This is a genomic window from Lysobacter sp. A286, from assembly GCF_054052105.1.
The window spans coordinates 1,708,817-1,733,861 of sequence record NZ_JBSVRJ010000001.1 but is presented as its reverse complement, the minus strand read 5'-3'; the positions used below and the strand labels follow the sequence as shown (position 1 = coordinate 1,733,861).

The following is a 25,045-nucleotide window of genomic DNA, read 5'->3' as shown; positions in this document are numbered from 1 at the left end:
AACGCTCATGGGTCCGGTTCGATATCCCCAAGGGTCCTGCGTTTCCGGCGCACGTACAGTTGCTTGCGTACCAGGGCGACGATATCGCCTTGGGCGTCGGTGATTCCGGTCTCGAACCAGCGCAAGGCCTTGTCGCCATCGGCTGTCGCTTCCCGCAACTCGTCCAGGGCCGCCGCCTCCAGGTCGAAGCGCGCATGTACGGTGCCGCGGCCCGGCTTCATGAATTCGATCGTGCCGGCCTTGTCCCAGACGATGTAGTCACGCCCGAGCGATTGCATCACCAGCAGCATCCAGAACGGATCGGTCATCGCGAACAGGCTGCCGCCGAAATGGGTGCCGACGTAATTGCGGTTCCACGGACGCATGCGCAGCTCGACATGGGCATGGTGGTAATGGGCACCAATGGCAGTGACGTGGATGCCGCTGAACAGGAATGGCGGCCACAGGTTGAGTCCGTGGCGGAGCAGGTTGGGGTTCATTTACTCAAGTGCCGGACGCCGCCGGTTTTTCGACACGGACCTGCAGCCGGCCATCCGAGAGCCGGATTTCCAGGCGGTCGTCGGGTTCGGCATCGAATACGCTGCGAACCAGGCGGCCGTCGGGGTGCTCGACGATGGCGTAGCCACGGCGGACGGTGGCCAGTGGGCTGATCGCCTCCAGTGATCGCGCGAGTCCACGCAGTGCCAGGGCGTCGTGGCTCAACCGTCGGGCAATGGCTGCTTGTGGGCGTTGCGACACCGCCGCCAGCCGCTCGCGCAAACGATCGACACGCCGCCGCGGGTGGGATATCCGCAGTACCGCGTCGGCATGGCGCAGGCGGGACTGATCGCGCTCGAGCCGCTGCTGCCATGCGACGCTGAGCCGGCGCAGGGCATCGAGCTGGCGCCGGCGCAACCCGTCCAGCCGCGCTTGCGGGCGCTGTGCGTTCAGCCGCAGGCCGGCGCGGTCCACCCGTTGCATGGCCTGGCGTAGGTGCTGTGCCTGCAGGTTGGCATGGCGTGCATCCAGCGCGCGCAGGCGGCGATTGAGGTCATCCCGGTTGGGTACCAGCAATTCCGCCGCGACCGATGGCGTGGGTGCACGCACGTCGGCGGCAAAGTCGGCCAGGCTGAAGTCGGTCTCGTGGCCAACCGCGGACACCACCGGCACCTCGCACGCGGCGATCGCGCGCGCCAGTTGCTCGTCATTGAATGCCCACAAGTCTTCCATCGAGCCGCCGCCACGGGCCAGCACCAGCACGTCGTAACGACCTGAGGCGGCGGCGCGCTGCAGCATCCGGGTGATCTGCACCGCGGCGGTCGCACCTTGTACCGGTACCGGCAAGACCTCGGCCTGGACCAGGGGGAAACGGCGTGCCAGTACGCTCAGGACATCGCGCACCGCCGCGCCGCTGGGCGAGGTGATCACGCCGATACGCGATGCAAACGCCGGCAATGGCCGTTTGCGCGCGTCGTCGAACAGGCCCTCGGCCTGCAGCCGCGCCTTCAACTCGTCGAATGCCCGGCGCAACGCGCCTTCACCGGCTTCCTCCATGTGGTCGAGCACCATCTGGTACTCGCCGCGGGCCTCGTACAAGGTCAGCCGGCCCCGAGCGAGCACCCGCATGCCTTCGCGCGGGATGAACTTCAGCCAGGTGCTCTTGGGCTTGAACATCGCGCAACGCACCTGCGCCCGCGCGTCCTTGAGGGTCAAGTACAGGTGTCCGGAAGACGGACGCGCCACGTTGCCCAGCTCCGCCTCGATCCACACCAGCGGGAATGCCCCTTCCAGCAGGTCGCGCGCCAGGGTGTTGAGCTGGCTCGGGGTCAGGACGTGGTTGGGATCGTCGAGGGTCATGGCAACAGGGCAGGGTGGCTGGACAAGGTAACCCAGCGGTCGGGAGTGGTCACGCGGATCACGGGCCACCGGCATTGCCGCCATCGGCTGTTGTCATGTAACGCCTGCCTGCGGCGGTACAATGAGCGGATGAATCAGGACGTCGCCTTGCCTTGCTCCCACGCCGCCTTTGGCCCCCGGCCGCGCCTGCAGACGCGTGCCGTCAGGATCGGCGGGCTATCCGTTGGCGGCGGTGCACCGGTGGTGGTGCAGTCGATGACCAATACCGATACCGCCGACATCGCCGCTACCGTCAAGCAGGTCGCCGAGTTGTGGCGCGCGGGCTCGGAACTGGTGCGCATCACCGTCAACAACGCGGAATCCGCCGCCGCCGTGCCGCGGATCCGCGACAAGCTGGCGATGATCGGCGCCCCGGTTCCGCTGATTGGCGATTTCCATTACAACGGCCACCAATTGCTGACCGCAGAGCCGGCGTGTGCCGAGGCGCTGGCGAAATACCGCATCAACCCGGGCAACGTCGGTTTTGGCAAGAAGCGCGACAGCCAGTTCGCGACCTTGATCGAGCTTGCGGTCAAGTACCACAAGCCGGTCCGGATCGGTGCCAACTGGGGCTCGCTGGACCAGTCACTGGCCCGCGACTTGATGGACGAGAACGCGCTGCGCGCCAAGCCCTGGGACGCTGGACGGGTGCTGCGCGAGGCGCTGATCCGCTCGGCACTGGATTCGGCCGCGCGGGCCGTCGATATCGGCTTGGCGGCCGATCGCATCGTACTCAGCGCCAAGGTCAGCGGCGTGCAGGAGCTGATCGCGGTATACCGCGAACTGGCGACCCGCGGGGACTACGCACTGCACCTGGGACTGACCGAGGCCGGCATTGGCAGCAAGGGCATCGTCGCTTCGAGCGCAGCGCTGGCGGTGTTGCTGCAGGAGGGCATCGGCGACACGATCCGTATTTCGCTGACGCCCGATCCCGGCCAGTCGCGGACCAACGAGGTCATCGTCGCCCAGGAGCTGCTGCAGACCATGGGCCTGCGCGCATTCACCCCGATGGTCACCGCATGCCCCGGCTGCGGTCGCACCACCAGCGAGTTTTTCCAGGTGCTGGCCAAGACCGTGCAGGAACATGTACGCGCGAAAATGCCGCAGTGGAAAGTCACCCATCCAGGAGCCGAGAATCTCACCCTCGCGGTGATGGGCTGCATCGTCAACGGGCCCGGGGAATCACGCCACGCCAACATCGGCATTTCGCTGCCGGGTACCGGCGAGGCGCCAGCGGCGCCGGTGTTCGAGGACGGCCAGAAGACCGTGACTCTGCGCGGCGAGAACATCGCCGATGAGTTCGTCGGGCTGATCGACACCTACGTCGAGCGACACTATGGCGGCACCAGGGCCGACTGAGCGCAAGCTTCCCGCGGTCGGCGAGACGCTCCGCGCGGAGCGGCACCTCGTTACCGACCTGTCGCGGCGATACGGTTGGCGGTTGCTGCTGGTGTTCATCGGCTTGCTGTTGCCGCTGTGGGGTTTTGCCGAGCTGGCCGGGGACATCCACGAGCGCGAGGTGATCGGCTTCGACGAGCCGGTCCTGCGTTTCGCCCACGCGCTGGCGACACCGGACCTGGATCGTTTCTTTGTTGCCATTACCGATATCGGCTACCTGCATGGGGTGGTGCCGTTCGACATCGCGCTGGTGCTGGCGCTACTGCTGTTGAGGCGGTTGCGGGCGGCGACCTTTGCCGCGATCGCACTGGCGGGATCCGGCCTGCTCAACGTTGGCACCAAGCTCATATTCGCGCGCGACCGGCCATCACTGTGGGAGTCGATCACGCCCGAGCTCACCTACAGTTTCCCCAGCGGCCACGCGATGGGGTCGGCCACCCTGGTCTGGGTGTTGGTGTTGTTGTCTTGGCACACCCGCTGGCGCTGGCCGGTGGTGGCATGCGCGGTGCCGTTCGTGCTGCTGGTCGGCTTCTCGCGGGTCTACCTTGGCGTGCATTACCCCTCCGACATCCTTGCCGGTTGGGCCGCGGCCAGCATCTGGGCGGTGGTCGCGTATCTGGCGGTATTCCGCCTGCACCACAGGCCGTTTACTGGCCCGGTTTGACCGCAGTACTCGGTGCCGAGGTCGCCGCGCGACGCGCGAGACTTGCCTCGCGATGGGCGATGTAGCCGTTTGCGACCAGGATGATCGTCGCGCCAATCACGGTCCAGCGATCCAGGCTCTCACCGAACAGGAAGAAGCCGAACACCACCACGATCGGCAACTGCACGAAGCTGATCGGCGTCAGCGCGGAGACATCGCCAAGCTTGAGCGCACGGGTCCACAGCATGTGCCCGGCAGTCCCCAGGATGCCGGCGGCGATCACCCACAGCCAGGTGATGCCCTGCGGCCATTCCCACACCCACAGTGCCGGTACCAGTGACATCGGCACCCAGAAGATGGTGGTCAGAACCACGATCCGGTCCGCCGGTTCGGTATGCGACAACTGCTTGATCTGGATCGCGACGATGGCGCTGATGACCGCCGCCGAGACCGCGACCAGGGTCCCGGCACTGAACTCCGCCGTGCCGGGGCGCACGATGACCAGCACGCCGATGAAACCCAGCACGACCGCGCTCCAGCGGCGTACCCGCACCTGCTCGCCCAACCACAGCACCGCCGCGATGGTCACGAACAGCGGGGTGGAGTAGGACAGCGATACCGCCTCGGCCAGCGGCAGGTTGCCGATCGCCCAGAAGCCGCAAAACATCGACAGCGTGCCCAGCACGCAACGCACCAGGTAGCGGGGTAGTTGCTGCGTCCGCAATAGCCCGGGCCCATGTTTGAGCACCAGTGGCAGTGCTGCCAGCATGCCGAAGAAGCTGCGGAAGAATGCGACCTCGAAGGTATGCAGTGATTCAGAGGCCAGGCGGATGGTGATCACCATCAGCGCGAAGAAGCCGGTGCTGCCAAGCATCAACAGCGCTGCACGCGTATGTACCGGCATTGGCGCCTTGGAAGTGCTCACCATCGTGCTCCGATCACGCGCGGCTCCGGCTCCAGCGCCACGCCAAAGCGAGCGTGCACCGAATCGGCAATTCGCCGCGCCAGCTCGAACAACTGACGACCACTGGCATGGCCATGGTTGACCAACACCAATGCATGGGAGGCGGAAATACCCGCGTCACCGTCGCGATGCCCCCGCCAGCCGCAGGCATCGATCAACCACGCGGCCGATAGCTTGCGGCAGTCATTGTCGGGGTCGTTGTCGCGGACGGAAAACACCGGCAGTGCGTCGTGCTCCGCCAGCAGCGATTGCGCCTGCGACGTCGGCACGATGGGATTCTTGAAAAAGCTGCCCGCATTGCCGATGACCGTCGGGTCGGGCAGCTTGCGACGGCGAATCGCGATCACGGCATCGGCGACCTGGCGCGGGCTCGGGTCGCGCACATCAACCTGCATTGCGGCGAGCTCTTCCCTGATTCCGGCGTAGTCCAGTCGTGCTGTCGACGTGCGCGGTGTCGACGTGCGCGATAGCGCGAACTCCACTGCGGTGACGATGAAACGGTCTGGCTGCCGCTTGAACAGGCTGTCGCGGTAGGCGAACGCACAGGCGTCGCGATCCAGGCGATGCCATGACCCGGTCGCCGGCTCGAACGCCTCGACCGCGTGGATCAACTCGCACACCTCGACCCCGTAGGCGCCGATATTCTGGATCGGCGCCGCGCCCACGCTGCCCGGGATCAACGCGAGGTTCTCCAACCCGCAATAGCCGCGAGCGAGCGTGTCCAGCACGAATCCATGCCACGGCACCCCGGCGTCGGCACGCAAGATGACCCCGCCAGCTGCGCCGTCGACCACCCGGATCTCGCGACCGGTCAACACCAGCAGTGGTGGCTGCGGATCTTCCACGAACAGCAGGTTGCTGCCGCCACCCAGCACCAGCGGTGAGCGGCCGGCAAACTCGTCGTTCTCGAACAATTCCGGCAGCGCTGACGCATCACCGACTTCCGCCAGCAAGCTCGTACAGGCGGTCACGCCCAGGGTATTGCGCGGTTGCAGCGGTACCTGGCGAAGGATACGGACGGATGGATTCATGCGGCCGGTGGCATCGGGCCACTGCTGGGCGCGAACTTGCGCCGACGGATCGCCTCCACGCAGTCGCGCACCAGCGCCGGACCGCGGTAGACCAAGCCCGAATAACATTGCACCAGACTCGCCCCGGCGGCCATCTTGGTCACCGCATCGGCACCCGACAGGATGCCGCCGACGCCAATCAAGGGGATCGATTCGGGCAGCCGGGTGCGCATCATCCGCAATACCGTGGTCGACGGCCCCATCAACGGACGACCCGACAGGCCTCCTTGCTGTTCGGCATGGCGGCTGCCTTCGATCGCAATCCGCGACACGGTGGTGTTGGTCGCGATCACGCCATCGACTTCCAGTTCCGCCAGCACCCGCGCGCAGGCCTCGATATCGTGATCCGACAAGTCCGGCGCGATCTTGACCAGCATCGGGATGCGTCGGCCGTGTTTGGCGCCGAGGCGCTCCTGCTCGTCGCGCAGGATGCTCACCAGCCGGCGCAACATCTGCTCTTCCTGAAGCTCGCGCAGGCCGGCGGTGTTGGGCGAGGAGATGTTCACCGTTACGTAGTCGGCCAGTTCGTAGACCCGCGACAGGCAATACATGTAATCGCCTTCGGCAATCTCGTTGGGCGTTTCCTTGTTCTTGCCGATATTGATGCCCAGCAAGCCCTTGCCCGTGCGTTGCGCCCGTTCGACATTGCGCACCAGTGCGTCCACGCCGGCATTGTTGAACCCCAGCCGGTTGATCACCGCCTCCTGACCGGGCAGGCGGAACATGCGTGGCTTTGGATTGCCGGCTTGCGGCCGCGGGGTCACGGTACCAATCTCGACGAAACCGAAACCCAGCGCCAGCAACGCATCGATATGCTCGCCGTTCTTGTCCAGCCCGGCGGCCAGGCCGACCGGGTTGGGGAACTCCAGCCCGAAGGCACGAGTCGGCAACGGTTCCGGTGAGCGTGCCAGCATCCCGGTTGCGCCGCTGCGATGGGCCAGGTCAAGCGCCCGCAAGCTCAGGTCATGGGCGCGTTCGGCGTCCATGTTGAACAACAGCGGGCGTGCCAACCCGTACATGCTCACCCCCAGCTGGAGGCGATTGCGAAGAACGCGGCGAGCCCGCCAAAAAACAGCAACATGGCGATCACTGACAAGACCGCAATCACCACCATCGCGTACCCCAGCACCAGCCCGGCCAGGGCCAATCCATCGCCCTCCACCACCCCGGGATCATTGCGGATCTCGCTGCGTGCCAGATGACCGGTAACGATCGCCACGATGCTGCCGACGAACGGCAATACCGTCCAGCCGAGCAGGCCCGCGACCAGACTGATGACGGCCAGGACACTGGTTCGCCTACCGCCCGCAACGGGTGCGGGCGGGGGCAGCGACGAAGGATGATCCGGACTGTTCATCGTGCTGGTCTCGGTGGGCTTGTCTTACAGGTCGAACTTGATGCCCTGCGCCAGCGGCAGTTCGTCGGAGTAGTTGATGGTATTGGTCTGGCGACGCATATAGGCGCGCCACGCGTCGGAACCCGACTCGCGACCGCCGCCGGTTTCCTTCTCGCCGCCGAACGCACCGCCGATTTCCGCACCCGAGGTGCCGATGTTGACGTTGGCGATACCGCAATCGGATCCGCGCGCCGTCAGGAACTGCTCGGCCGCCTTCAGGCTCTCGGTGAAGATCGCCGAGGACAGGCCTTGCGGCACGTCGTTCTGCATCTCGATGGCTTCGTCCAGAGTGCTGAATTTCATCACGTACAGGATCGGCGCGAAGGTCTCGGTCTGGACGACCTCGGAGCTGTTGGCCAGACCGGTGATCAGGGTCGGCAGGACGAAGTTGCCCTTGCGGTCAATGGCCGCGCCGCCGGTTTCGACCTTGCCGCCGGCCGCCTTGGCCTTCTCGATCGCTGCCAGGTAGCCCTTCACGCCTTCTGCGCTGTTCAGCGGGCCCATCAGGTTGGCCGTGTCCATCGGATCGCCGGTTTTGCTTTCAACCTGCTTGTACGCGGTCACCAGCTTGGCCAATACGTCGTCATAGATCGACTCGTGGATGAACACACGGCGGGTACTGGTGCAGCGCTGACCGGCGGTGCCGACCGCGCCGAACACAATCGCCGGGATCGCCAGCTTCATGTCCGCACTGGCGTCCACGATCATCGCGTTGTTGCCGCCCAGTTCCAACAGCGAGCGGCCCATGCGCTTGGCAACGCGTTCGCCAACGTGGCGGCCGACCTTGGTCGAGCCGGTGAAGCTGATCAGGTTGATGCGCTTGTCGTCGACAAAGGTCTGGGCCAGCTTGTTATCGTCGTCGTTGAACAGGAAGAAGATGTCCGGGAAGCCGCCCTTCTTCAGCGCCTCGTTGCAGATCTTGATCGAGGCGATCGCTGACAGCGGGGTCTTGGGCGACGGCTTCCAGATGGTGATGTTGCCGCAGACCGCCGAGACCAGCGCGTTCCAGGCCCACACCGCGACCGGGAAGTTGAACGCCGAGATCACTCCGACGACACCCAGTGGATGCCACTGCTCGTACATCCGGTGGCCGGGACGCTCGGACGGCATGGTCAGGCCATACAGTTGGCGCGACAGGCCGACAGCGAACTCGCCGATGTCGATCATTTCCTGGACTTCACCATCGCCTTCGGGCTTGGACTTGCCCATTTCCAGCGCGACCAGCGAACCCAGTTGGTCCTTGTGCTCGCGCAGCGCGTCGGAGCACAGGCGCACGGCCTCGCCACGTCGCGGCGCCGGGGTGGTGCGCCAGACCTGGAACGCCGCCTGGGCGCGCTCGACCAGCTTGTCGTAGTCAGCCTGCGAGGTGGCATTGACCCGCGCCAGCGACTCGCCATTGGTCGGATTGATCGGTTCCAGGATGCCGGCATCGCTGGACGTGGCCCATTCGCCATTGCCGAGATAGGTGCCTGATTCGTTGTCGGTCAGACCGAGTGCGGTGAGGACGGGGTGGGTCATGAAGAAACTCCTTGGAAAAGCCTGGTGACCCCGACACGATTCGAACGTGTGACCTGTCCCTTAGGAGGGGACCGCTCTATCCAGCTGAGCTACGGGGCCGTAAAACGGTAATTTTCGCACGAATGGACGGTGGGCCGGAACTCAGGCGGATCCCCGGCGGGGTCTGGGCTGGCCCCAACGGGCACGCTCCAGCCACCAGGACGCCGCTACCAGCAGCAACCACGCGCAAAACCACGGCAGGCGGGGGCCGGGCGGGGCCGATCGGGGCGCCGATTCATGGGGCGACGTTGAGGTAGCGGTGTTGACGATGGCAGGCGTGGCCAGGGCGCGGGTGGCTTCGTGCAATGTGAAGGCGGCCAGACCGGGTGCATCGGACGGCTCGCGAACGTGGAACGGCAACGTGCGGTCCGCGTCGCGAAGCTGGTGCCAGCCACCGGTCTCCGCCCAGAACCCGGCGCAATGGCCGCTGTCGCTGGCCGGGTCAAGCGTCAACGGGACGGAATGCCCGTCCGGCGCCAGAACGCTGGCCTGCTCGCCGATGCCACAGATCACGCTGCGTTGGCCCGGAGCGGCGGCGTCCACCGTCGGCGGGGCGCCGAGCGGGGCCGGACGAGCCAAGGTGGTGAACGCATCGCTCCACAGCTCCCCGTGAACATCGTCGCGCCCGGCCAGCACCAGTCGATAACTGTCATTGACGATGGATACGCCGATGCGGCCGCGCCCATGCGCGCGCCAGATGGACACGGGCGCGCCAGACGCGTCGGCCAGAAGCGCGACCCCATCGGCGGCGGATATTTGTGGCGACCGGGTATGCAAGGTCGGCGATGCGGCGGTGCCGTTGTCGGGGGTGGTTACGGTGGCAGTGTCTGTGCCAATTTCGGTGAGGTTGCTGCGCAGTCGGATCTCACGTGGCGTAGCCGTGCTTGATGCCGAGAAGCCGAGCGTCTCCAGATGGTTGCGATCCGCGCCGTTGACCGGCCCGTCCAGGCGCAGCAACACGCCGAGCCCGCGGTCCATCGCGGCGGCAATCGCGCTGCGGTCGCGGCTGCCCAGTCCACGCCAGCGGCGATGGTCGAGCACCAGCAGATCGAGCTGGTCCAGCGCGGCGGCGCGCAAATCGACGGCGGTGGTGCGAATCTGCAAGCCCGCGCCCAGACTGATGCTGGTGTCGAGCTCGGCTCCGGTGTCGAGCGACCAACGGCGCAGGAACTTCAACTCCGGATTCGGTGCGCCCGCCATCATCAATATCCGCAGCGGGTGGGCGGGGGTTGTCTGCACAGGGACGATCACGTCATCGACCACCTGCGAATCGGCATCGCGCAGCTGCAGCCGATAGGACGTCACCCCGGCGCTGCGGGTGCGGGCGTGCAGTTCGAAGCCACCGTTGTCACCGATGGCGCCGCGTGACATGAGGCCGCCTGCCGGGTCACGCAGTTCCGCCGATCCGCCATCGCGCGCCAGCGCACGCCCGGTAATGGCGAATTGGCGGCCGGCGGGCACCTGCGTCGGGAAGTGCAGCGCGACCAGACCGTCGGGGAGTGGCGCGGGGTCGAATTCGACCGAATACCCGCGTACGGCATCGCGGTCGCGTGCGACCAGGCCGGCACCGACCACCCGGACTCGCTCGGTGGCGGGGTAACGGCGCAATGCACTGGCGAGATCGCCGAAGCGTTCGGCATCGGGCCGGATGTCGGACCGCGTGTCAGTAGCTGCGTGTGATTCGGGTAACGCGATCACGCGGGCATCGGAAGGCGCCTGCCCGGTCACCCCGCTCGCACCTGCGGTCCGCACGACCAGCGTCCCGGTGGTGTGTGCGACAGGGGGCGGGCACAGCACCTGATAGAGCAACCATGCGCTGGCAGCTTGCGCCAACAGCAGCACCACCGTGCGCCAGACGCGGGGGCGTGAAGACGGCGGCTGACGGTGCCGGTGCCACAGGCTGCGTGCGCTGGCGAGCACCACGGCAAGCGCGAGAACGCCGGCAATGACAACAGTGAAGTCGAGTGACGAGATGTTCATTGCTCACCCGCGCGCCCAAGCGCATCCAGATAGGCGTCGCCCACGCGTCCTGGTGGTGAGCGCTCGCCAGTGGCAGCGGGTGATCGCGACAACAACGGCCACAACAAGCGCCGAAGCTGCTCGCGACAGTCCGCGCAAGCGGGGTCGCGTCGCAGTGCGTCGATGGCAGCGACCAGCTGCAAAGGATCGCCGGCGTCGGTGGTGTTTGATTCGACCCAGCGGCCGAGCGCATCGAGATCCAGGGTCGCGTCCTGGCTTGCCGTAACCGGTGCCAGCGCGCGCCACGCATTGATGACGGTGGTATCGGTGCCGGCCGCCGGCTCCAGCGGGTCCGCCCGATCGGCCAGACCGGTGCGCTTGCCGCTCAGGCGCCGGTCGTGATCGATTGGTGGCTGTTCACTGCCCACGCGCGGCAAGTAGATCCGCTCGGCCTGTTGCACCTGCTTGATGAAGCCAAGCGCGCGGTTGGCGTAGGGCAGGGCGAGTTCGGGCCGGCCCTGTCGCAGGTTCAGCTCCGACTGCCACATTTCATCCAGCGCGGACTTGAGCAGCTTGCGCGTAGTCGGATCGAGCAAGGTCGCGGCTTCAGCATGATCGTGGGTGTGGCCGAACTGCTCGACCATGTCCTGTTCTTCGCCGAACGTGGCCGGTCGCGACACGTCGGGCGCGTCACCGTGTTCATCGCCGTGCTCATCGTGGCCGGCCGCTGTCGACGCATCGGTGTCGTCGCCCTCCAGCGTTGCCAGGTACTCATCCTGGGCGTCGGCGGTCACCATCAGCCGCGGCTCACCACTGGTCTCCTCGCCCAGGAACTGTCCGTAGCGCAGTCGCAGAAGACGCTGGTCGACGCCGATGGTGTTGGATTTTTCGAGATAGACGTCCGGCGCGAGCCCGTGCACCTGCTCCAGCAGCGCCTCCGCATCGATGATGATCTGGCGCTGGCTGCGGAAGTAGGCGGGCATCACCCTTTTGACCACGCCTTCAAGATCACTGGAGCTGGGGGTGATGGCCGCCGGCCAGCGCAGGATGTAACTCGGACTGTCGGTGGTGTGGGCCTTTGGGGCGCGACGATCACTGACACTGAGCTTGGCGATGACATCGTTGCCTGCGGCCAGGCCGAGCGTGGTGAGGTCGATCTGGTGGCGGTAGCGCTTGTGCCTGGCATCGCCACGTCCGCGCACGGTGATGACGTGATGTCGGGCGGTGATGTTCTCGCCATCGCCTTCGGTCCGCGTGAGTTGGAGTCGCGCGTCCGGGGACAGTCCGTAGTCGTCGCTGGCCTCGAACTCCAGCGTCCATGTCCGTTGCGCCGGTGTGGCCTGGGTGAGCGTTTGCTTCGGCTCCAGTGCGTGCAGCTGTGGAGGATTATCGGTGACTACATCCAGGCGATGCGGACCTGCCTGGGCCGGTGGCAGTGGCTGATCGGTTTCAATGCGATACAGGGTTGGCTTGTCGATGCGAAGCGCGCCTTTCCAATCGTCGCCGTCACGCTCCAGGGCCAGGCGCCGGCCATCGTGGAAGACCAGCTCCACCTGTTCCGGTGCCGGTGCGAAGTGCAATGTCCATTGCAGCGCCGAGCCCTCCGGCACCTTGGCCTCCAAGGTATCGACGGTACGCACCGGCAGGCCGGTATAGGCCGGCGGCTGGATACCGATGTGCTGGTCGAGCAATCGCCCCGGGGGTGCCACCGCGTGGTGCCTTCCCGAAGGCGCGGCAGGGTGGGGCGTGGCTTGCGGCAGCCCGGGATAGAGCACGATGGCAGCGATGCAGGCGCCGGCCAATGCCGCGCCACCAAGCAACTGGCGTGTTTTCCACGGGGCTCGCAGGTCCGGGATGGGCTGGTCTTGTATGCGTTGGCGCAGGCGTTCGCGTTGCAGGCGCCCAAGCGCGCTCGTTGGTGCGGCCTGCGGGAACAGCAAGGCCGCGCTGTCCTCCATGTCGGCGCGCTGTGCGTCCAGAAGCCGTGCCAACCAGTGATCATCAAAGCCGCGTCCGCTGCGCCAGACATGCCAAAGCGAGGCGATCAGCGTCGCGGCGACCAGCAGCTGCGACCAGACCGGTGCGTCCACGCGCCAGGCAAGGACGATGGCCGCGAGCAGCCATGGCAACGTGGTGAGCACCGCGGTCCCCATCGCGCGACGGCGGGCGATGCCACGGGCATGCTGCAAGCGGGCGTTGGCGATACTCATGCGACGGGCTTGCGACGCGGGCCGCCGGCCACCCAGCGCTCCATCAGGAACACCAGCGCCACCAGCATCGCCAGCCACGGCGCGAGCGGACGCGGTACTTCGGGATAGTCCGCACGACCGTTCCGGGGCGTGTGAACGGTGGCGTCCACCAGGGTCGGTTGCGGTGGTTCGCCGACCAGCAACCGTCGCAGGCGGATCGGAAAATCAGCCTCAAGCAAACTTGGCATTGCTGCCGGCACCAGCTCGCGCTCCAGGCGCATGATGCGCCCACGGCCGAGGCTCGTCCCGCGCACGATTGGGCCACCCGGGCCACGCCACAGGACGGCGGCATCCGCCAGATCAGCTGTGGTGGCGCCGGCGTCCAGCAGTGCACTGCCGCCGGCGATGACCCACTCACGGACGCTGTCGGGGAGCGGGCCGGGGACCAGCCAGACCAGGTATCGCTTGTCGACATCGATTGGCTGGGACGCGAGCGCGATGGTCACTGGCGAGACTGGCGTCGTGGCGGGAGGGTCGGTTTCCGGGTCAGCGTCCCGAGCCAGCGCCATCCACGCCTCGCCCGCGGCACGCAGGTAACGCAACGCGGCAGTACGCTCTGGCGAGTGGCGCACCATCAGCGAGGGTGTCGCGGTGGCTACAGGACGAGCGGGGGTTGCGGTGTGGGATCCCGGCACGACGCGCCATTCGACGTTGCGGCTGAGCACGGGGCGCTCGGCATCGGCCCCAACAATCACCGGTGGCACCAGCACGGTCAATGCCGTGCCTGCGGGTATCGTCGCGTCGACTTCGCGTAGCAGGCTGCTCAACGAGGGCGGGTTTGTTGCAGGCTCGTCGGTGCTGTGCGCGTCCTGCTCATCCAGCAGCGGAAGCCCTGGCGCCAATCGATGCCACTTGGCATCGGCCATGCCGATATCCCGACGAGCCGCTTCGACGTCGACGCCGGGTGCGACCACGATCCATGGTGTCCGGTCCGGCCGGCCGAACAGCACCGGATCCGCCAGCAGCAACGCCAGCGCCAGCAGCAGCAACAAGCGCAACAGCAGCAGCAGGATTTCCTCGAAACGGTACTTGCGCCGGGGTTGCGGTTTTGCCTGCAGCCAGCGCAACGCGGCGAACATCACCAGCCGTTGCTCGCTGCGTCGCGCGAGGTGGATCAGCAGCGGTACCAGACACGCGGCCAGAGCTGCCAGGCCGACTGGTAGCAGCAGCGACAGCGTCATGGGTGTGGGTGGCCCATGAACAGCCGGCGCAGCGGCAGGTCGAGCGGTTCGTCGAGCATGTATTCGACATGGCGGATGCCGTTGGCGGCGAGGCGCGAAGCAAGGGCGGCGCGTGCGGCGGCGAAGCGGGCAATGAAGCCTTCGCGGATGTCATTACCGTCGCCAAGCATTTCCTCGCCACTCTCGGGGTCTTGAAAACGGCAACCACCACGAAACGGAAAGTCGCGCTCTTCGGTGGTCAGTATCTGCACGCTCAGCACCTCGCGCCGCGCCGTGGCAAGGCGTTCCAGCAGGTGCGCGACGGCTTCGTCGAAGGCATCACTGAGCGACACGACCAAAGTGCGTGCCCCGACGTGTTGCCATAGCGGTCGCAATCGCGCCTCGCCGGGCCAGGTGCCAGTGGCGGCCAGGGACTGCAGCTCAAGCAGGCAGTGATCACGGTGGCGTGGCCCGGCGCCAATGCCCTGCAACCGGAGCTGGCCACCGCCAATGATGGCCAGGCCAAAGCGCTCGCCCTGGCTTGCCGCCAGTTCGATCAGGCAGGCGGCAAGCGACTTGGCTGCGGCCAGGCGCGACCAGCCGGGGCGGGCGGCATCTTCCTGTGACATGGAGGCGCTGGTGTCGATCAACAGCCACAGGTCGAGCGGACTGTCGCGCTCGGATTCGCGCACGAAGAAGCGGTCCGAGCGCGCATAGAGCTTCCAGTCGATCTGGCGCAACTCATCGCCGGGCTCATAGGCACGGTACTGTGCGAACTCCAGGCCGGCGCCGCGGTGGTGGCTGCGATGCTGGCCGAAGCCCTGTGCACCCGCAGCCTGTCGCGCGGCAAGCTGGATGTTCTTCAGCCGCGCGCGGACATCCGGTGGGATCAGGTCTGGCAGAGGGGTCGGCGGATGCGCCACGGCGTCACCTGCCTCAGCGCGGCGCGAACGGCACGGCGTTCAGCAGGGCTGCGATGACCTCATCGCCATGGGTCTGCTCGGCTTCAGCGGTAAACGACAACAACAGGCGGTGACGCAGCACGGGCGCGGCGAGTGCGAGGACATCTTCGCGGGTGGCGGCCAGGCGTCCGTGCAACAGCGCACGGGCCTTGGAAGCCAACACCAGCGATTGCCCGGCACGCGGACCGGCTCCCCATTTCACCCATCGACGTATTTCGGGCGGGGCGTTGTCGTCAGGCCGGCTGGCACGCACCAACCGGGTAATCCAGTCCAGCAGGTCGTCGCCCAGGTGCACTTCGCGGACGCGCGCCTGCAAGGCCAATACCGCTTCACCGTGCATCACCTGCGGCACTTCGGCCTGGTGGGTGCCGGTGGTCTGGATCAGGATCTCACGCTCTTCCGCCTGGGTCGGATACTCCACCCGCACATGCAACAAGAAGCGATCAAGCTGTGCTTCCGGCAGCGGGTAGGTGCCGGCCTGCTCCAGGGGGTTCTGCGTTGCCAACACGAAAAATGGCGCCGGCAGCGGATGGGTGACTCCCGCGTAGCTGACGGTACGTTCCTGCATGGCCTCCAGCAGCGCGGCCTGGGTTTTTGGCGGCGTGCGGTTGAGCTCGTCGGCGAGCAGCAGGTTGGTGAACACCGGGCCGCGCTGGAACTTGAAGTGGCGTTGTCCGGTGCCGTGATCCTCCTCCAGTATCTCGGTGCCGATGATGTCACTTGGCATCAGGTCTGGAGTGAACTGCACGCGTCGGAATTGCAGGTCGAGCGCCTGGCCGAGTGAGCGCACCAACAAGGTCTTGCCCAGGCCCGGCACTCCTTCCAGCAGGCAGTGGCCGCCGGCGAGCAGGCCGATCAGCAACTGCTCCACCACTTCATCCTGGCCGACGATCGCCTGCGCGATAGCGCGACGCAGGGTCTCGAGTTGGGCCAGCTCGGCCTGGATGTCTGTTTCGTTCGGCGTATCGTTCATGGTTGTTCCGGTTGCCTCATGCCGTCAGTGCATAGATCGCGATGTTGACGGCAAGCTTGGTGTTGTCCTCGGCCAGGAAGCGTTTGTTGCGCCAGTCGTAGTCCCATTCGCAGCCGTAATCCTTGTTGCTGTAGAGCACTCCCAAACGGCCATCCACTTCGATGCCCTTGAGGTAATCGTGGACCAGGTCATCACCCCAGCCGTTGAGCTCGAACGAGGTCGCCGGTGGGCCGTCCTTGAACGTGAAAAAGCTGCGGTACAGCGCATGGCTGTTGGGTAGTTTCCTGAGCGCCTTGCTGCCGAAGATCGATGCCATCTGGGCCTCGAACGACTTGGCGAACAGCCCATCGATGTCGTGGTTGCAGTCGTCGACGAAAACAAAGCCGCCGTTGCGGACGTAGCGCTCGAAGTTGCGCCGCTCGGCCGGGTTGAACTCGACCAGCTTGTGGCCGGCGAGGTAGCAAAACGGTGCCATCAGCATCTTCGGATCGGCGAGGTCGAGCACGCGCTCTTCCGGGTCCACCCGCAGGCTGGTGTAGTCGATCAACGAGGTGATCATGTTGGCCGGCATGCGCTGGTCGACATCCCAGTCGCCGGATTCGTAACGCAATCGGGTGAACCAGAAATCGTAGTTGGCGGTTGCCGCCGCTGCGACCTGCGGCCATGGCGCGACCAGGACGCCGAGGGCGCCGCCAGTCAGTAAACGAAGGAAATCGCGGCGGTGGACAGGACTGTTCATGCGGGTACTACGGCCGGCCGCGACCTCTTTTTTTCGATGGTGGCTCAGACCGCGTCCGACAGGGAACTGAAGGTAAAATCGCGCAGCTTCATCGCCGGGATCATCATCACGAAGTCCGACTCGTCACCCACGCGCACGGATCGGCCGAGTTCGTCGATGTTGTTGAGCATGATCACTGGCGACTCATTGAAGCGGAAGTTCTTGACCGGATACTTGATGACGCCGTCCTCGATGTAGAACGTGCCGTCGCGGGTCAGGCCGGTCAACAGGACGGTCTGCGGATCGACCATGCGGATGTACCAGGTGCGCGTGACCAGCACGCCGCGTTCGGTGCTCCTGATCAGTTCGGCGGTGGACTTGTCACCACCTTCCATCAGCAGGTTGCCTGGCTGGCCCACCGCGCGTTTACCGTGCTTGTCGGCCCAGTAACGCGAATATTGAAGGTTGGCGATCTTGCCATCCTTCACCAGTGACACCTTTTCGCGCGGCAGGCCATCGCCGTCCCACGGCAGCACCGCCACCTCCGGGTGCCATGGATCGGAACTGATGTTGACGCGCGGGTCGTAGACCTGCTCGCCGAGCTTGTTGCCGCCTCCCTTTTGCGACAGGAAGCTGCGGCCCTCGTCGGCGCGCCGCGCATCGAAGAATCGCATCATGAACGAGACCAGGCCGGCGGCCGCCGCCGGTTCCAGGATCACCGTGTACTTGCCCGGCTCCAGCGCCTTGGCATCGGCGGAACCGCGCGCCTTGGCGATCGCGGTCTTGATGTCGCTGCTGGCGTCGAACTGGCTGACATCCGCCAGGTTGCGCGCCACCCAGCCCGAGCCGGTGCCGTCCGCGGTGCGCACGGTGCACGTGTAATCCATTGCCGAGGTCTTCTGGTAGCCGAAATTGCCCTTGCTGTTGGCTTGGGCATGGAAGCCCTGCCCATCATTGAGGAAGCCGGCGGCCACCAGGTCCTGGGCCTTGCACGGCTCGATCGAATCGGCAGCGACCTTGGCGCGATACGCCGGGGTGATCGCGGCGGTCGCGGCGGTGAAGGTCGGGCTCGGCTTGTAGTCCTGCTTGCCGATGACGGGCATGAACTCGGGATTTTCCGGGGCGAGCTTCGCCAATTCCTCGGCGCGTTGCACCACGCGTTTCAATGCGGCGTCATCGAACTCGTTGATCGTCGCCACGCCCACGCGCTTTCCAAACGCTACCTGCACCGCCAGGCTGGTATCGCTGACCACGCCGCTGGTGGAGATGTTGTTCAGTGCGAAACGGACGTTTCCATCGATCGAGCCGTCCAAGGTCGCGGTGCATTCGTCGGCCGTCGACAGTGCGATGACCTTGTCGAGGATCGTCTTGGCCTCCTGTTCGGTGAGCATACCCATCTGCGGAACTCCTGGTTGATGCGTGCCTGGCGTTTCTAGCCGAGGCTGCGTGCCGTGTTGATGACGTTGATGCCGTCGAAGCGTGTGGTGCTTGACCCGTGCGAGACCGCCGAGACCTGCGAGGGTTGGCCCTTGCCGTCGAAGAACGAGCCGCCGAGGCGGTAGTCGCGCTGGTCGCAGATGGCCGAACATGAATTCCAGAACTCCGGCGTGCGGATCTGGTACGCCACGTCCTCGATCATGCGGGTGACCTGGCCGTCCTTGATTTCGTAGAACAACTGGCCGCCGAACTGGGCGTTGTAGCGCTGCTGGTCGATCGAGTACGAGCCGCGACCGAAGATGTAGATGCCGTTGTCGATGTCCTTGACCATCTGCGCCGGTGTCAATTCGGCCTTGCCAGGCGCCAGTGACACGTTGGGCATGCGCTGGAACTGCACGCTCGACCAGGAGTCGGCATAGGAGCAGCCCTGCGAGTGCGCCTCGTCGATGATATGGGCCTGGTCACGAGTGGCCTGGTAATTCACCAGGACGCCGTCCTTGATCAGGTCCCAGCGCTTGCCCGGGATGCCCTCGTCGTCGTAGCCGATCGCGCCCAGCGAATGCGGCTGGGTCCGGTCGGCGACGATCGTCACCTGATCGCTGCCGTAGTGGTAATCGCCGGAGCGCCACTTGTCGAGCGTGGCAAAACTGGTGCCGGCGTAGTTGGCTTCATAGCCGAGCACGCGGTCCAGTTCCAGCGGATGGCCTACCGACTCATGGATGGTGAGGAACAGGTGGCTGGGGTCGAGCACCAGGTCGTATTTACCCGGTTTCACCGACGGAGCCTTGAGCTTGGCCTGGGCATCGCGCGCCGCCGCGGCGGCGTCGGCGACGATGTCGTAGGAATCGGAATACATCACCACGCCGCCAGGCAGGTCGAAGCGGTGCTCCGGCTGCGGGTCGAGGAATTCGTATCCCATGCCCATCGGCGAGGACAGCCCGTCGCGGGTACGGAACTTGCCGCTGGCCTGGTCGATCGCGGTGACCGTGAACGGCGTCCAGATGCGGTGGATGTCCTGGTCGATATAGGAGCCATCGGTCGACGCGAAGTATTTCTGCTCGTTGACCTGGAACATCCGCGACGCGACGAAGCTGGCGCCGGCGGACAGCGCTGCAGCGTTGGCCCCCAGCAGCAACTCGACCTTGTCCTTGACCGGTACTGCCATGGCGTTGCGTTGGATCGGCGTCGCCCAGGACACTTCGCCGACGCCACGCGCCGGTGCCAGCTGGACCGGCGTGGTGATCATGTTCGCGTTGGCGTTCGCAATCGCAAGCGCCTGCAGCGCGGCTGCGGCCACCGCGTCGGTACCGAACTCGTTGGTTGCGGCAAAGCCCCACGCACCGTTGGACAACACCCGCACGCCGATGCCGGCCGACTCGGTGTTGACGATGTTCTCGACCTTGTCTTCGCGGGTAGTGATGAACTGGCGCAAGTAGCGCCCGATACGCACGTCGCAATAGCTTGCGCCGCCGGACTTGGCCGCATTGAGCGCGGCGTCGGCGAGACGCTTGTTCACGGCGGCGTCGAGCCGGCTGGTCAGCTCTTCAGCGGCAATGGCATGGCCGAACGAAGGCAGCAACAACAAGCCCAGGCCAGCGCTGGATGCTTTCAGGAAATCGCGACGGTGCATCATCGTGCAGGGTTCTCCATCAGCCCAGGTTGCGTGCTGTATTGATCACGTTGACGCCATTGAAGCGCGCCGTGCTGGATCCGTGAGAGACGGTCGATGATTGCGATGGCTGACCCTTGCCATCGAAGAACGTGCCGCCAAGACGGTAGTCACTCTTGTCGCAGACCCCGGCACAGGAATTCCAGAATTCGGGTGTCTGTATCTGGTAAGCCACGTCCTCGAGCATGCCGGTGATCTGGCCGTCCTTGATGCCATAGAACAGCTGGCCGCTGAACTGCGCGTTGTAGCGTTGCTGGTCGATCGAGAACGAGCCGTCACCGACGATGTAGATGCCGTTTTCGACGTCCTTGATCATCTCGGCGACGCTGAGCGGGTCCTTGCCGGGGGCCAGCGAGACATTGGGCATGCGTTGGAATTGCACGCTCGACCACGAGTCGGCGTAGCTGCAGCCATGCGAGGCGTCCTGGCCGAGCAGGTGTACCTGGTCGCGAGTGCCCTGCAGGTTGACCAGCTTGCCATCGCGGATCAGATCCCAACGCCTGGTCTTGACGCCCTCGTCGTCGTACCCGACCGCACCCAGACTGCCGGGCTCGAGCTTGTCGGCGATGATGTTGACGTGCTCACTGCCGTACTGGAAGTGATCACGGACTTTGTCCAGGGTCACGAAGCTGGTCCCGGCGTAATTGGCCTCGTAGCCCAGTACACGGTCCAGTTCGAGCGGGTGGCCGACCGACTCATGGATGGTCAGCCAGGTGTGCGAGGGGTCCAGCACCAGATCGTATTTCCCCGGTTTGACCGAGGGCGCGTTGAGCTTCTCGCGCGCCTGCTTCGCCGCGGCAATCGCGTCATCGCGCAGGTTGTAGGACTGGCCGTAGCTGACCACCCCATTGGGCAGGACGAAGCGGTCGTCGGCATTCCCGTCGAGGTATTCGTAACCCATGCCCATCGGTGCGGACAACCCGTCGCGGGTACGGAATTTGCCGCTGGCCCGGTCGATGGCAGTGACGGTCATCGGCACCCAGATCCGATGCACGTCCTGGTCGATGTAGGAGCCATCGGAGGACGCGAAGTATTTCTGCTCGTTGACCAGGAACAGCATCGAGTTGACGAAGTCGGCACCGGCCTGGATGGCATCGGCGTTGACGCCCAGCAACAGGTCGGCCTTTTCCTTGATCGGCACCGCCATCGCGTTCTTGCGGATCGGTGTCTTCCAGGACACTTCGCCCAGACCCGGGGTCTTGGCCAGTTGCACCGGCGCGGTTTGGGTCTTGGCGTTCGCCTGGGCGATGTCCGTGGCCTGCCTGGCCGCATCGGCGATGCCTGCCGCAGTGAGGTCGTTGGTTGCCGCGTAGCCCCAGGAGCCATTGGCGATCACACGGATGCCAACGCCGGTGGATTCGGTGTTGACGATGTTCTCGACCTTGTCTTCGCGGGTCCTCAGGAACTGGCGCAGGTAGCGGCCAATGCGCACGTCACAGTAGGACGCGCCAGCGTCAGTGGCCGCCTGTAGTGCGGTGTCGGCGAGCGCCTTGTTGATCGCCACGTCAAGCGGGTCCAACAGCGCCTCGGCGGCAATGGCGTGCCCCCATGAGGGGATTGCCAGGCCGGCGACGCCGAGGCTGCCGAGGGTAAGGAACTGTCGTCTATCCATCGTTAACGCGCCCCAGGAACGTGTTAATCGACTGTGCTGGCCACGCTATATACCGTCAAGTGACGTTAGGCATGGTTGGTGCGTCGGATACAAAAAACCCCGCACTAGGCGGGGTTTTTTGTATCCGGAGGCTATCCGGATTGTTTCGTGGTGGAGCGGAGGGGGATCGAACCCCTGACCTCCACGATGCGAACGTGGCGCTCTCCCAGCTGAGCTACCGCCCCACGAAGCTTGAAATTGTAGCGGCGTGCGGGCACCAGCGCCAGTACCCGCGACTATTTTTGCAGCAACGGGGCGAGACTGGGTTCCAATACTTCACGGCGCCAGCCAGCGAGTGCATCGGGCCACTGTCCATGATCCAGCAGTGCCTCCAGATAGCGTCGCGATGCAAGCACGCCGGCAGGCAGGCCCAGCTCGGCACTGCGGGCGGTGACGGCATCCTGCAGTTGCCGCAAACGATTCTTGTCGCGTTTTTCCGCCAGTCCCGCGTCGGGCAGGTCGGCCTCGTCGGGCAGCGCGGTGGTGAGCGCCTGCCAGATGGGCTCGCCCAGCTTGCGCGGTGCCTTGGGGTGGGCGTCCAACACGGCTTGCAGCGCGGTGGGATCCGCCGGCACGGTTCGGGCCAGCGCAACCGCCAGCTCGTTGTCGAGGATCCAGCTGCGCGGGCGGTCGTGTTCGCGAGCGTACGCCTCGCGCCAACGCAGCAGGCGCACCAGGCGGCGCTGGGCGTCAAGGTCGAGGAACTGGGCGCTGCGCATTGATAGATGCGGCCACTGCTCCAGCCCGGCGTTGCGGGCGTTGGCAACGGTGCGCGCCTCGTCGCTGGCCAGCCACTGGCTGCGGCCGAGTTGGTCGAGCATGCCGGCCAGGGCATCGTGCATCGGGAACAGGTGGCGAACGTCGTCCGCGGCGTATTCCAACTGCGACGGTGACAGCGGCCGGCGCAGCCAGTCCGAGCGCGTCTCACCCTTGGCCAGGGCAATCCCGGTCAGGTTCTCGACCAGCTTCTGGTAGCCCATGCCACCGGCGATGCCCGCCAGCGCGGCCGCCAGCTGAGTGTCGAACAACGGCTGCGGTACCACGGCGCAGGCGTGTTGGAAGGCCACCAGGTCCTCGCTGGGGCTGTGCATGACCTTGAGCACCGACTCGTCGACAAGGATCGGCGCAAGTGCCTGCGTGATTCCCGGCGCAAGCGTGTCCAGCAGCAGGATCTCCAGTACGCCGTCGCGCTCCAGCGCCAGTTGCACCAGTGCCAACTGTGGCCAATAGGTGCGTTCGCGGATGAATTCGGTGTCCAGACCGATACGCACCGGGCGATCGGTGAGGCGGGCGGTCAGCTCGGCGGGATCGGTGATCCAGACGGGAGTGGATGATGGAGGCATGGCGGGACTTGGCACGTGAAGACGGCTCCGATACACAGATTGCCGGGGCGGGTGACAATAGCCTACTTTCACCGTGCTCCTTGGCGCGGCACCGATGGTTCGCAGGGCAGGAGGACGATTGCAAGCACGATTGCCAGTTCAGTCACCCGCGTCACGACCCGTGCGGTGGGTAGCGGCCACGGTGCTCGCGCTGCTGTTGGCGGCCTGTGCGAACGAGCCGGACACGGAGCGTTCTGCATCAACCGATCCGGAAGCCGCTGCCGGCCCGCGGGTGCCGGTCGTCACCATCAGCGATGACCAGCAAGTCTCGCCCGTACCCGCTTGGCAGGCACCGCCGGTCGAAGTGGATGCCGACAGTGCCGCCGACCTGAAAAAAAGCGCGCAACTGGCGCTGGAGCAGGGTGAATTGTTTGGCAACGCGAGCGATGCCATTCCGTCGTACCTGGCATTGCGTGATATCGCACCGGAGGATCCCGAGGTCCTGGCCGGATTGGAGCGCGCCCTGGAGGCCCTGCTGGCCCAGGGCAGCGCCGCACTGGGGGGAATCGATTCCGACCCGGCGCAGTTGCGTCATGCCCATCAGATCGCCGCGGTTGCCCGGGCGGTTGCGCCGACCGATGAGGGCGTGGTCGAGTACCTGGAATTGCTGGACCGCGCCGATCAGGCTCGGCAAGCCAACCTGCGCGGCGAGCGCGCGTTGAATCAGGATCAATTGGGGCAAGGCGGCCAGGACGGTGCGATCGGCTATTTCCGCCAGGCACTGGTGTTGCGCCCCGCGGATGCACGTGCGAGGCAGGGGCTGGCCGCGGCCGAGAGCGGTTTGATCCGCAAGGCCGAGCTGGCAGCCAGCGGTGACGACTATGCCACTGCCGAAACCTGGTTGGGACATGCGGCCCAGGTGCGCCCGGACATGGACACGGTGGAGCAGGCGCGCCAACGGATAGCGCGCCAGCGGGGCGCGCGGGTGGGCAACCTGCGCGACGAGGGCATTGCTGCGTTGTCGAAGGAGGACGGCCTCGACGTGGCGCGTGGCAAGTTGGCAACGTTGCTGCGGATCGCACCGGCCGGCGACCCGGCGGCAATCGAGTTGCGCGAGCAAATCGAGCTGGTGACGCACTACGGGCTGTTTCGGCCGGGGCAGGCGTTCACCGAAGCGCTTGAGCACGGCGGCCGTGGCCCGGAGATGGTGGTGATTCCGCATGGCGCGTTCCGGATGGGCGCCGGTGACAACGAGCCGGATGCGAGCGAGTCGGAACTGCCAGTGCGCAGCATCCGTTTTGACCGCGGGTTGGCGGTATCGCGCAATGAAACCACCGTCGGCGAGTTCCGCCGTTTTGTCACTGCGACCGGCTATGAATCACGCGCCAGTCGGCGGCAGGGCTCCACGGTGTACGACGAGCGCAGCGGCAACCTGGTGCACCGAAGCCATGTGGACTGGCGCTCGGACTACACCGGCGCTCCGGCGGCCGATGACCAACCCGTCGTGCATGTGAGTGCCAAGGACGCCGAAGCCTATGCCCGATGGTTGTCGGAGCAGACGGGTCATCACTACCGGTTGCCGAGCGAGGCGGAGTTCGAATACATGTTGCGTGCCGGCAGCCAGACACGGTTTCCGTGGGGCGACGGTGCGCCACCATCCAAGGCCGGGAACTTTACCGGCGGACTCGACCAATCGCCCACTGGACGGGGTTGGCGCAACGCCTTTGACGATTATGGCGACGGGTCGTGGGGGCCTGCGCGGGTTGGCTCGTATGCGGACAACGCCTACGGTCTTCACGACCTGGCCGGTAATGTCAGCGAGTGGGTGGCCGATTGCTGGCATGACAGCTACCGGCGCGCGCCGTCTGACGGCCGCGCCTGGATCAATCCAGGCTGCCGCGACCGGGTGGTGCGTGGCGGCTCGTGGGCAAGCTCGCCAAGCCAGACGCGTTCGGCGTGGCGGCTTGGCAGCGACGCCAACACCACCAACGCCCGGGTTGGCTTCCGGGTGGTGCGCGAGATCTGAACGTAACGAGTTCCGG

General features: G+C 65.8%; 20 protein-coding genes and 2 tRNA genes. 3 read left to right on the top strand and 19 right to left on the bottom strand.

Going from position 1 to position 25,045, the window contains the following annotated elements:
- Positions 1-5: 5 nt before the first annotated feature.
- Both ACW7G0_RS07995 and xseA read right to left on the bottom strand, forming a co-directional pair.
- Positions 6-479 carry a DUF4442 domain-containing protein gene (locus ACW7G0_RS07995; protein ID WP_456961122.1) on the bottom strand — a complete coding sequence of 158 codons (474 nt, stop codon included), beginning with the start codon at positions 477-479 and terminating at the stop codon, positions 6-8.
- Positions 480-483: 4 nt separating this feature from the next.
- Positions 484-1,836 (bottom strand): exodeoxyribonuclease VII large subunit, encoded by a 1,353-nt coding sequence (xseA, locus tag ACW7G0_RS07990; RefSeq protein WP_456988911.1) that lies wholly within the window; start codon positions 1,834-1,836, stop codon positions 484-486.
- A 129-nt stretch (positions 1,837-1,965) separates the two neighbouring features.
- Between xseA and ispG the strand changes: the two genes are divergently transcribed.
- Complete coding sequence (ispG, locus tag ACW7G0_RS07985) at positions 1,966-3,234, top strand: flavodoxin-dependent (E)-4-hydroxy-3-methylbut-2-enyl-diphosphate synthase (RefSeq protein WP_456988909.1); 1,269 nt, start codon at positions 1,966-1,968, stop codon at positions 3,232-3,234.
- Positions 3,212-3,937, top strand: a complete 726-nt coding sequence (locus tag ACW7G0_RS07980; protein WP_456988907.1) for a phosphatase PAP2 family protein — start codon at positions 3,212-3,214, stop codon at positions 3,935-3,937. The genes ispG and ACW7G0_RS07980 overlap by 23 nt, the downstream gene beginning before the upstream one ends.
- On the opposite strand, the gene ACW7G0_RS07975 is transcribed toward ACW7G0_RS07980, so the two are convergent.
- The 17 genes from ACW7G0_RS07975 to rnd all read right to left on the bottom strand — a co-directional run bounded on the left by ACW7G0_RS07975 (position 3,921) and on the right by rnd (position 23,024).
- Positions 3,921-4,844, bottom strand: a complete 924-nt coding sequence (locus ACW7G0_RS07975; protein WP_456988905.1) for a DMT family transporter — start codon at positions 4,842-4,844, stop codon at positions 3,921-3,923. The two genes, ACW7G0_RS07980 and ACW7G0_RS07975, sit on opposite strands and share 17 nt — an antisense overlap.
- On the bottom strand, positions 4,838-5,911 hold the full coding sequence (gene murB, locus ACW7G0_RS07970; protein WP_456988903.1) for a UDP-N-acetylmuramate dehydrogenase: 1,074 nt from the start codon (positions 5,909-5,911) through the stop codon (positions 4,838-4,840). Before murB ends, ACW7G0_RS07975 begins: the two co-directional genes overlap by 7 nt.
- A complete protein-coding gene (locus tag ACW7G0_RS07965; protein WP_456988901.1) occupies positions 5,908-6,969 on the bottom strand; it encodes a quinone-dependent dihydroorotate dehydrogenase in 1,062 nt (353 codons plus the stop codon). Before ACW7G0_RS07965 ends, murB begins: the two co-directional genes overlap by 4 nt.
- Before the next feature lie 2 nt (positions 6,970-6,971).
- On the bottom strand, positions 6,972-7,307 hold the full coding sequence (locus ACW7G0_RS07960) for a DUF4190 domain-containing protein (RefSeq protein WP_456988899.1): 336 nt from the start codon (positions 7,305-7,307) through the stop codon (positions 6,972-6,974).
- Positions 7,308-7,331: 24 nt separating this feature from the next.
- Positions 7,332-8,864, bottom strand: a complete 1,533-nt coding sequence (gene amaB, locus ACW7G0_RS07955; protein WP_456988897.1) for an L-piperidine-6-carboxylate dehydrogenase — start codon at positions 8,862-8,864, stop codon at positions 7,332-7,334.
- Between the two features lie 22 nt (positions 8,865-8,886).
- Positions 8,887-8,963, bottom strand: a tRNA-Arg gene (locus ACW7G0_RS07950).
- Positions 8,964-9,005: 42 nt separating this feature from the next.
- Positions 9,006-10,883, bottom strand: a complete 1,878-nt coding sequence (locus ACW7G0_RS07945) for a carboxypeptidase regulatory-like domain-containing protein (RefSeq protein ID WP_456988895.1) — start codon at positions 10,881-10,883, stop codon at positions 9,006-9,008.
- Positions 10,880-13,072, bottom strand: a complete 2,193-nt coding sequence (locus ACW7G0_RS07940) for a hypothetical protein (protein WP_456988893.1) — start codon at positions 13,070-13,072, stop codon at positions 10,880-10,882. Before ACW7G0_RS07940 ends, ACW7G0_RS07945 begins: the two co-directional genes overlap by 4 nt.
- Entirely contained in the window at positions 13,069-14,292 is a 1,224-nt protein-coding gene (locus tag ACW7G0_RS07935; RefSeq protein WP_456988891.1) for a BatA domain-containing protein, read from the bottom strand. The genes ACW7G0_RS07940 and ACW7G0_RS07935 overlap by 4 nt, the downstream gene beginning before the upstream one ends.
- Entirely contained in the window at positions 14,289-15,194 is a 906-nt protein-coding gene (locus ACW7G0_RS07930) for a DUF58 domain-containing protein (RefSeq protein WP_456988890.1), read from the bottom strand. Before ACW7G0_RS07930 ends, ACW7G0_RS07935 begins: the two co-directional genes overlap by 4 nt.
- 13 nt (positions 15,195-15,207) lie before the next feature.
- On the bottom strand, positions 15,208-16,206 hold the full coding sequence (locus ACW7G0_RS07925; protein ID WP_456988888.1) for an AAA family ATPase: 999 nt from the start codon (positions 16,204-16,206) through the stop codon (positions 15,208-15,210).
- A 16-nt stretch (positions 16,207-16,222) separates the two neighbouring features.
- The gene (locus ACW7G0_RS07920; RefSeq protein ID WP_456988887.1) at positions 16,223-16,945 is read right to left on the bottom strand and encodes a DUF4159 domain-containing protein; all 723 of its coding nucleotides are present in this window, start codon (positions 16,943-16,945) and stop codon (positions 16,223-16,225) included.
- A gap of 44 nt (positions 16,946-16,989) precedes the next feature.
- Complete coding sequence (locus ACW7G0_RS07915) at positions 16,990-18,321, bottom strand: TldD/PmbA family protein (RefSeq protein WP_456988885.1); 1,332 nt, start codon at positions 18,319-18,321, stop codon at positions 16,990-16,992.
- A gap of 35 nt (positions 18,322-18,356) precedes the next feature.
- Positions 18,357-19,991, bottom strand: a complete 1,635-nt coding sequence (locus ACW7G0_RS07910) for a TldD/PmbA family protein (RefSeq protein ID WP_456989482.1) — start codon at positions 19,989-19,991, stop codon at positions 18,357-18,359.
- A gap of 19 nt (positions 19,992-20,010) precedes the next feature.
- Positions 20,011-21,642 carry a TldD/PmbA family protein gene (locus tag ACW7G0_RS07905; RefSeq protein WP_456988883.1) on the bottom strand — a complete coding sequence of 544 codons (1,632 nt, stop codon included), beginning with the start codon at positions 21,640-21,642 and terminating at the stop codon, positions 20,011-20,013.
- Between the two features lie 148 nt (positions 21,643-21,790).
- Positions 21,791-21,866 (bottom strand) — tRNA-Ala (locus ACW7G0_RS07900).
- Between the two features lie 51 nt (positions 21,867-21,917).
- Complete coding sequence (gene rnd, locus ACW7G0_RS07895; protein WP_456988881.1) at positions 21,918-23,024, bottom strand: ribonuclease D; 1,107 nt, start codon at positions 23,022-23,024, stop codon at positions 21,918-21,920.
- 94 nt (positions 23,025-23,118) lie between these two features.
- On the opposite strand from rnd, the gene ACW7G0_RS07890 reads away from it, so the two are divergent.
- Complete coding sequence (locus ACW7G0_RS07890) at positions 23,119-25,029, top strand: SUMF1/EgtB/PvdO family nonheme iron enzyme (protein ID WP_456988879.1); 1,911 nt, start codon at positions 23,119-23,121, stop codon at positions 25,027-25,029.
- The last annotated feature ends 16 nt before the right edge of the window (positions 25,030-25,045 follow it).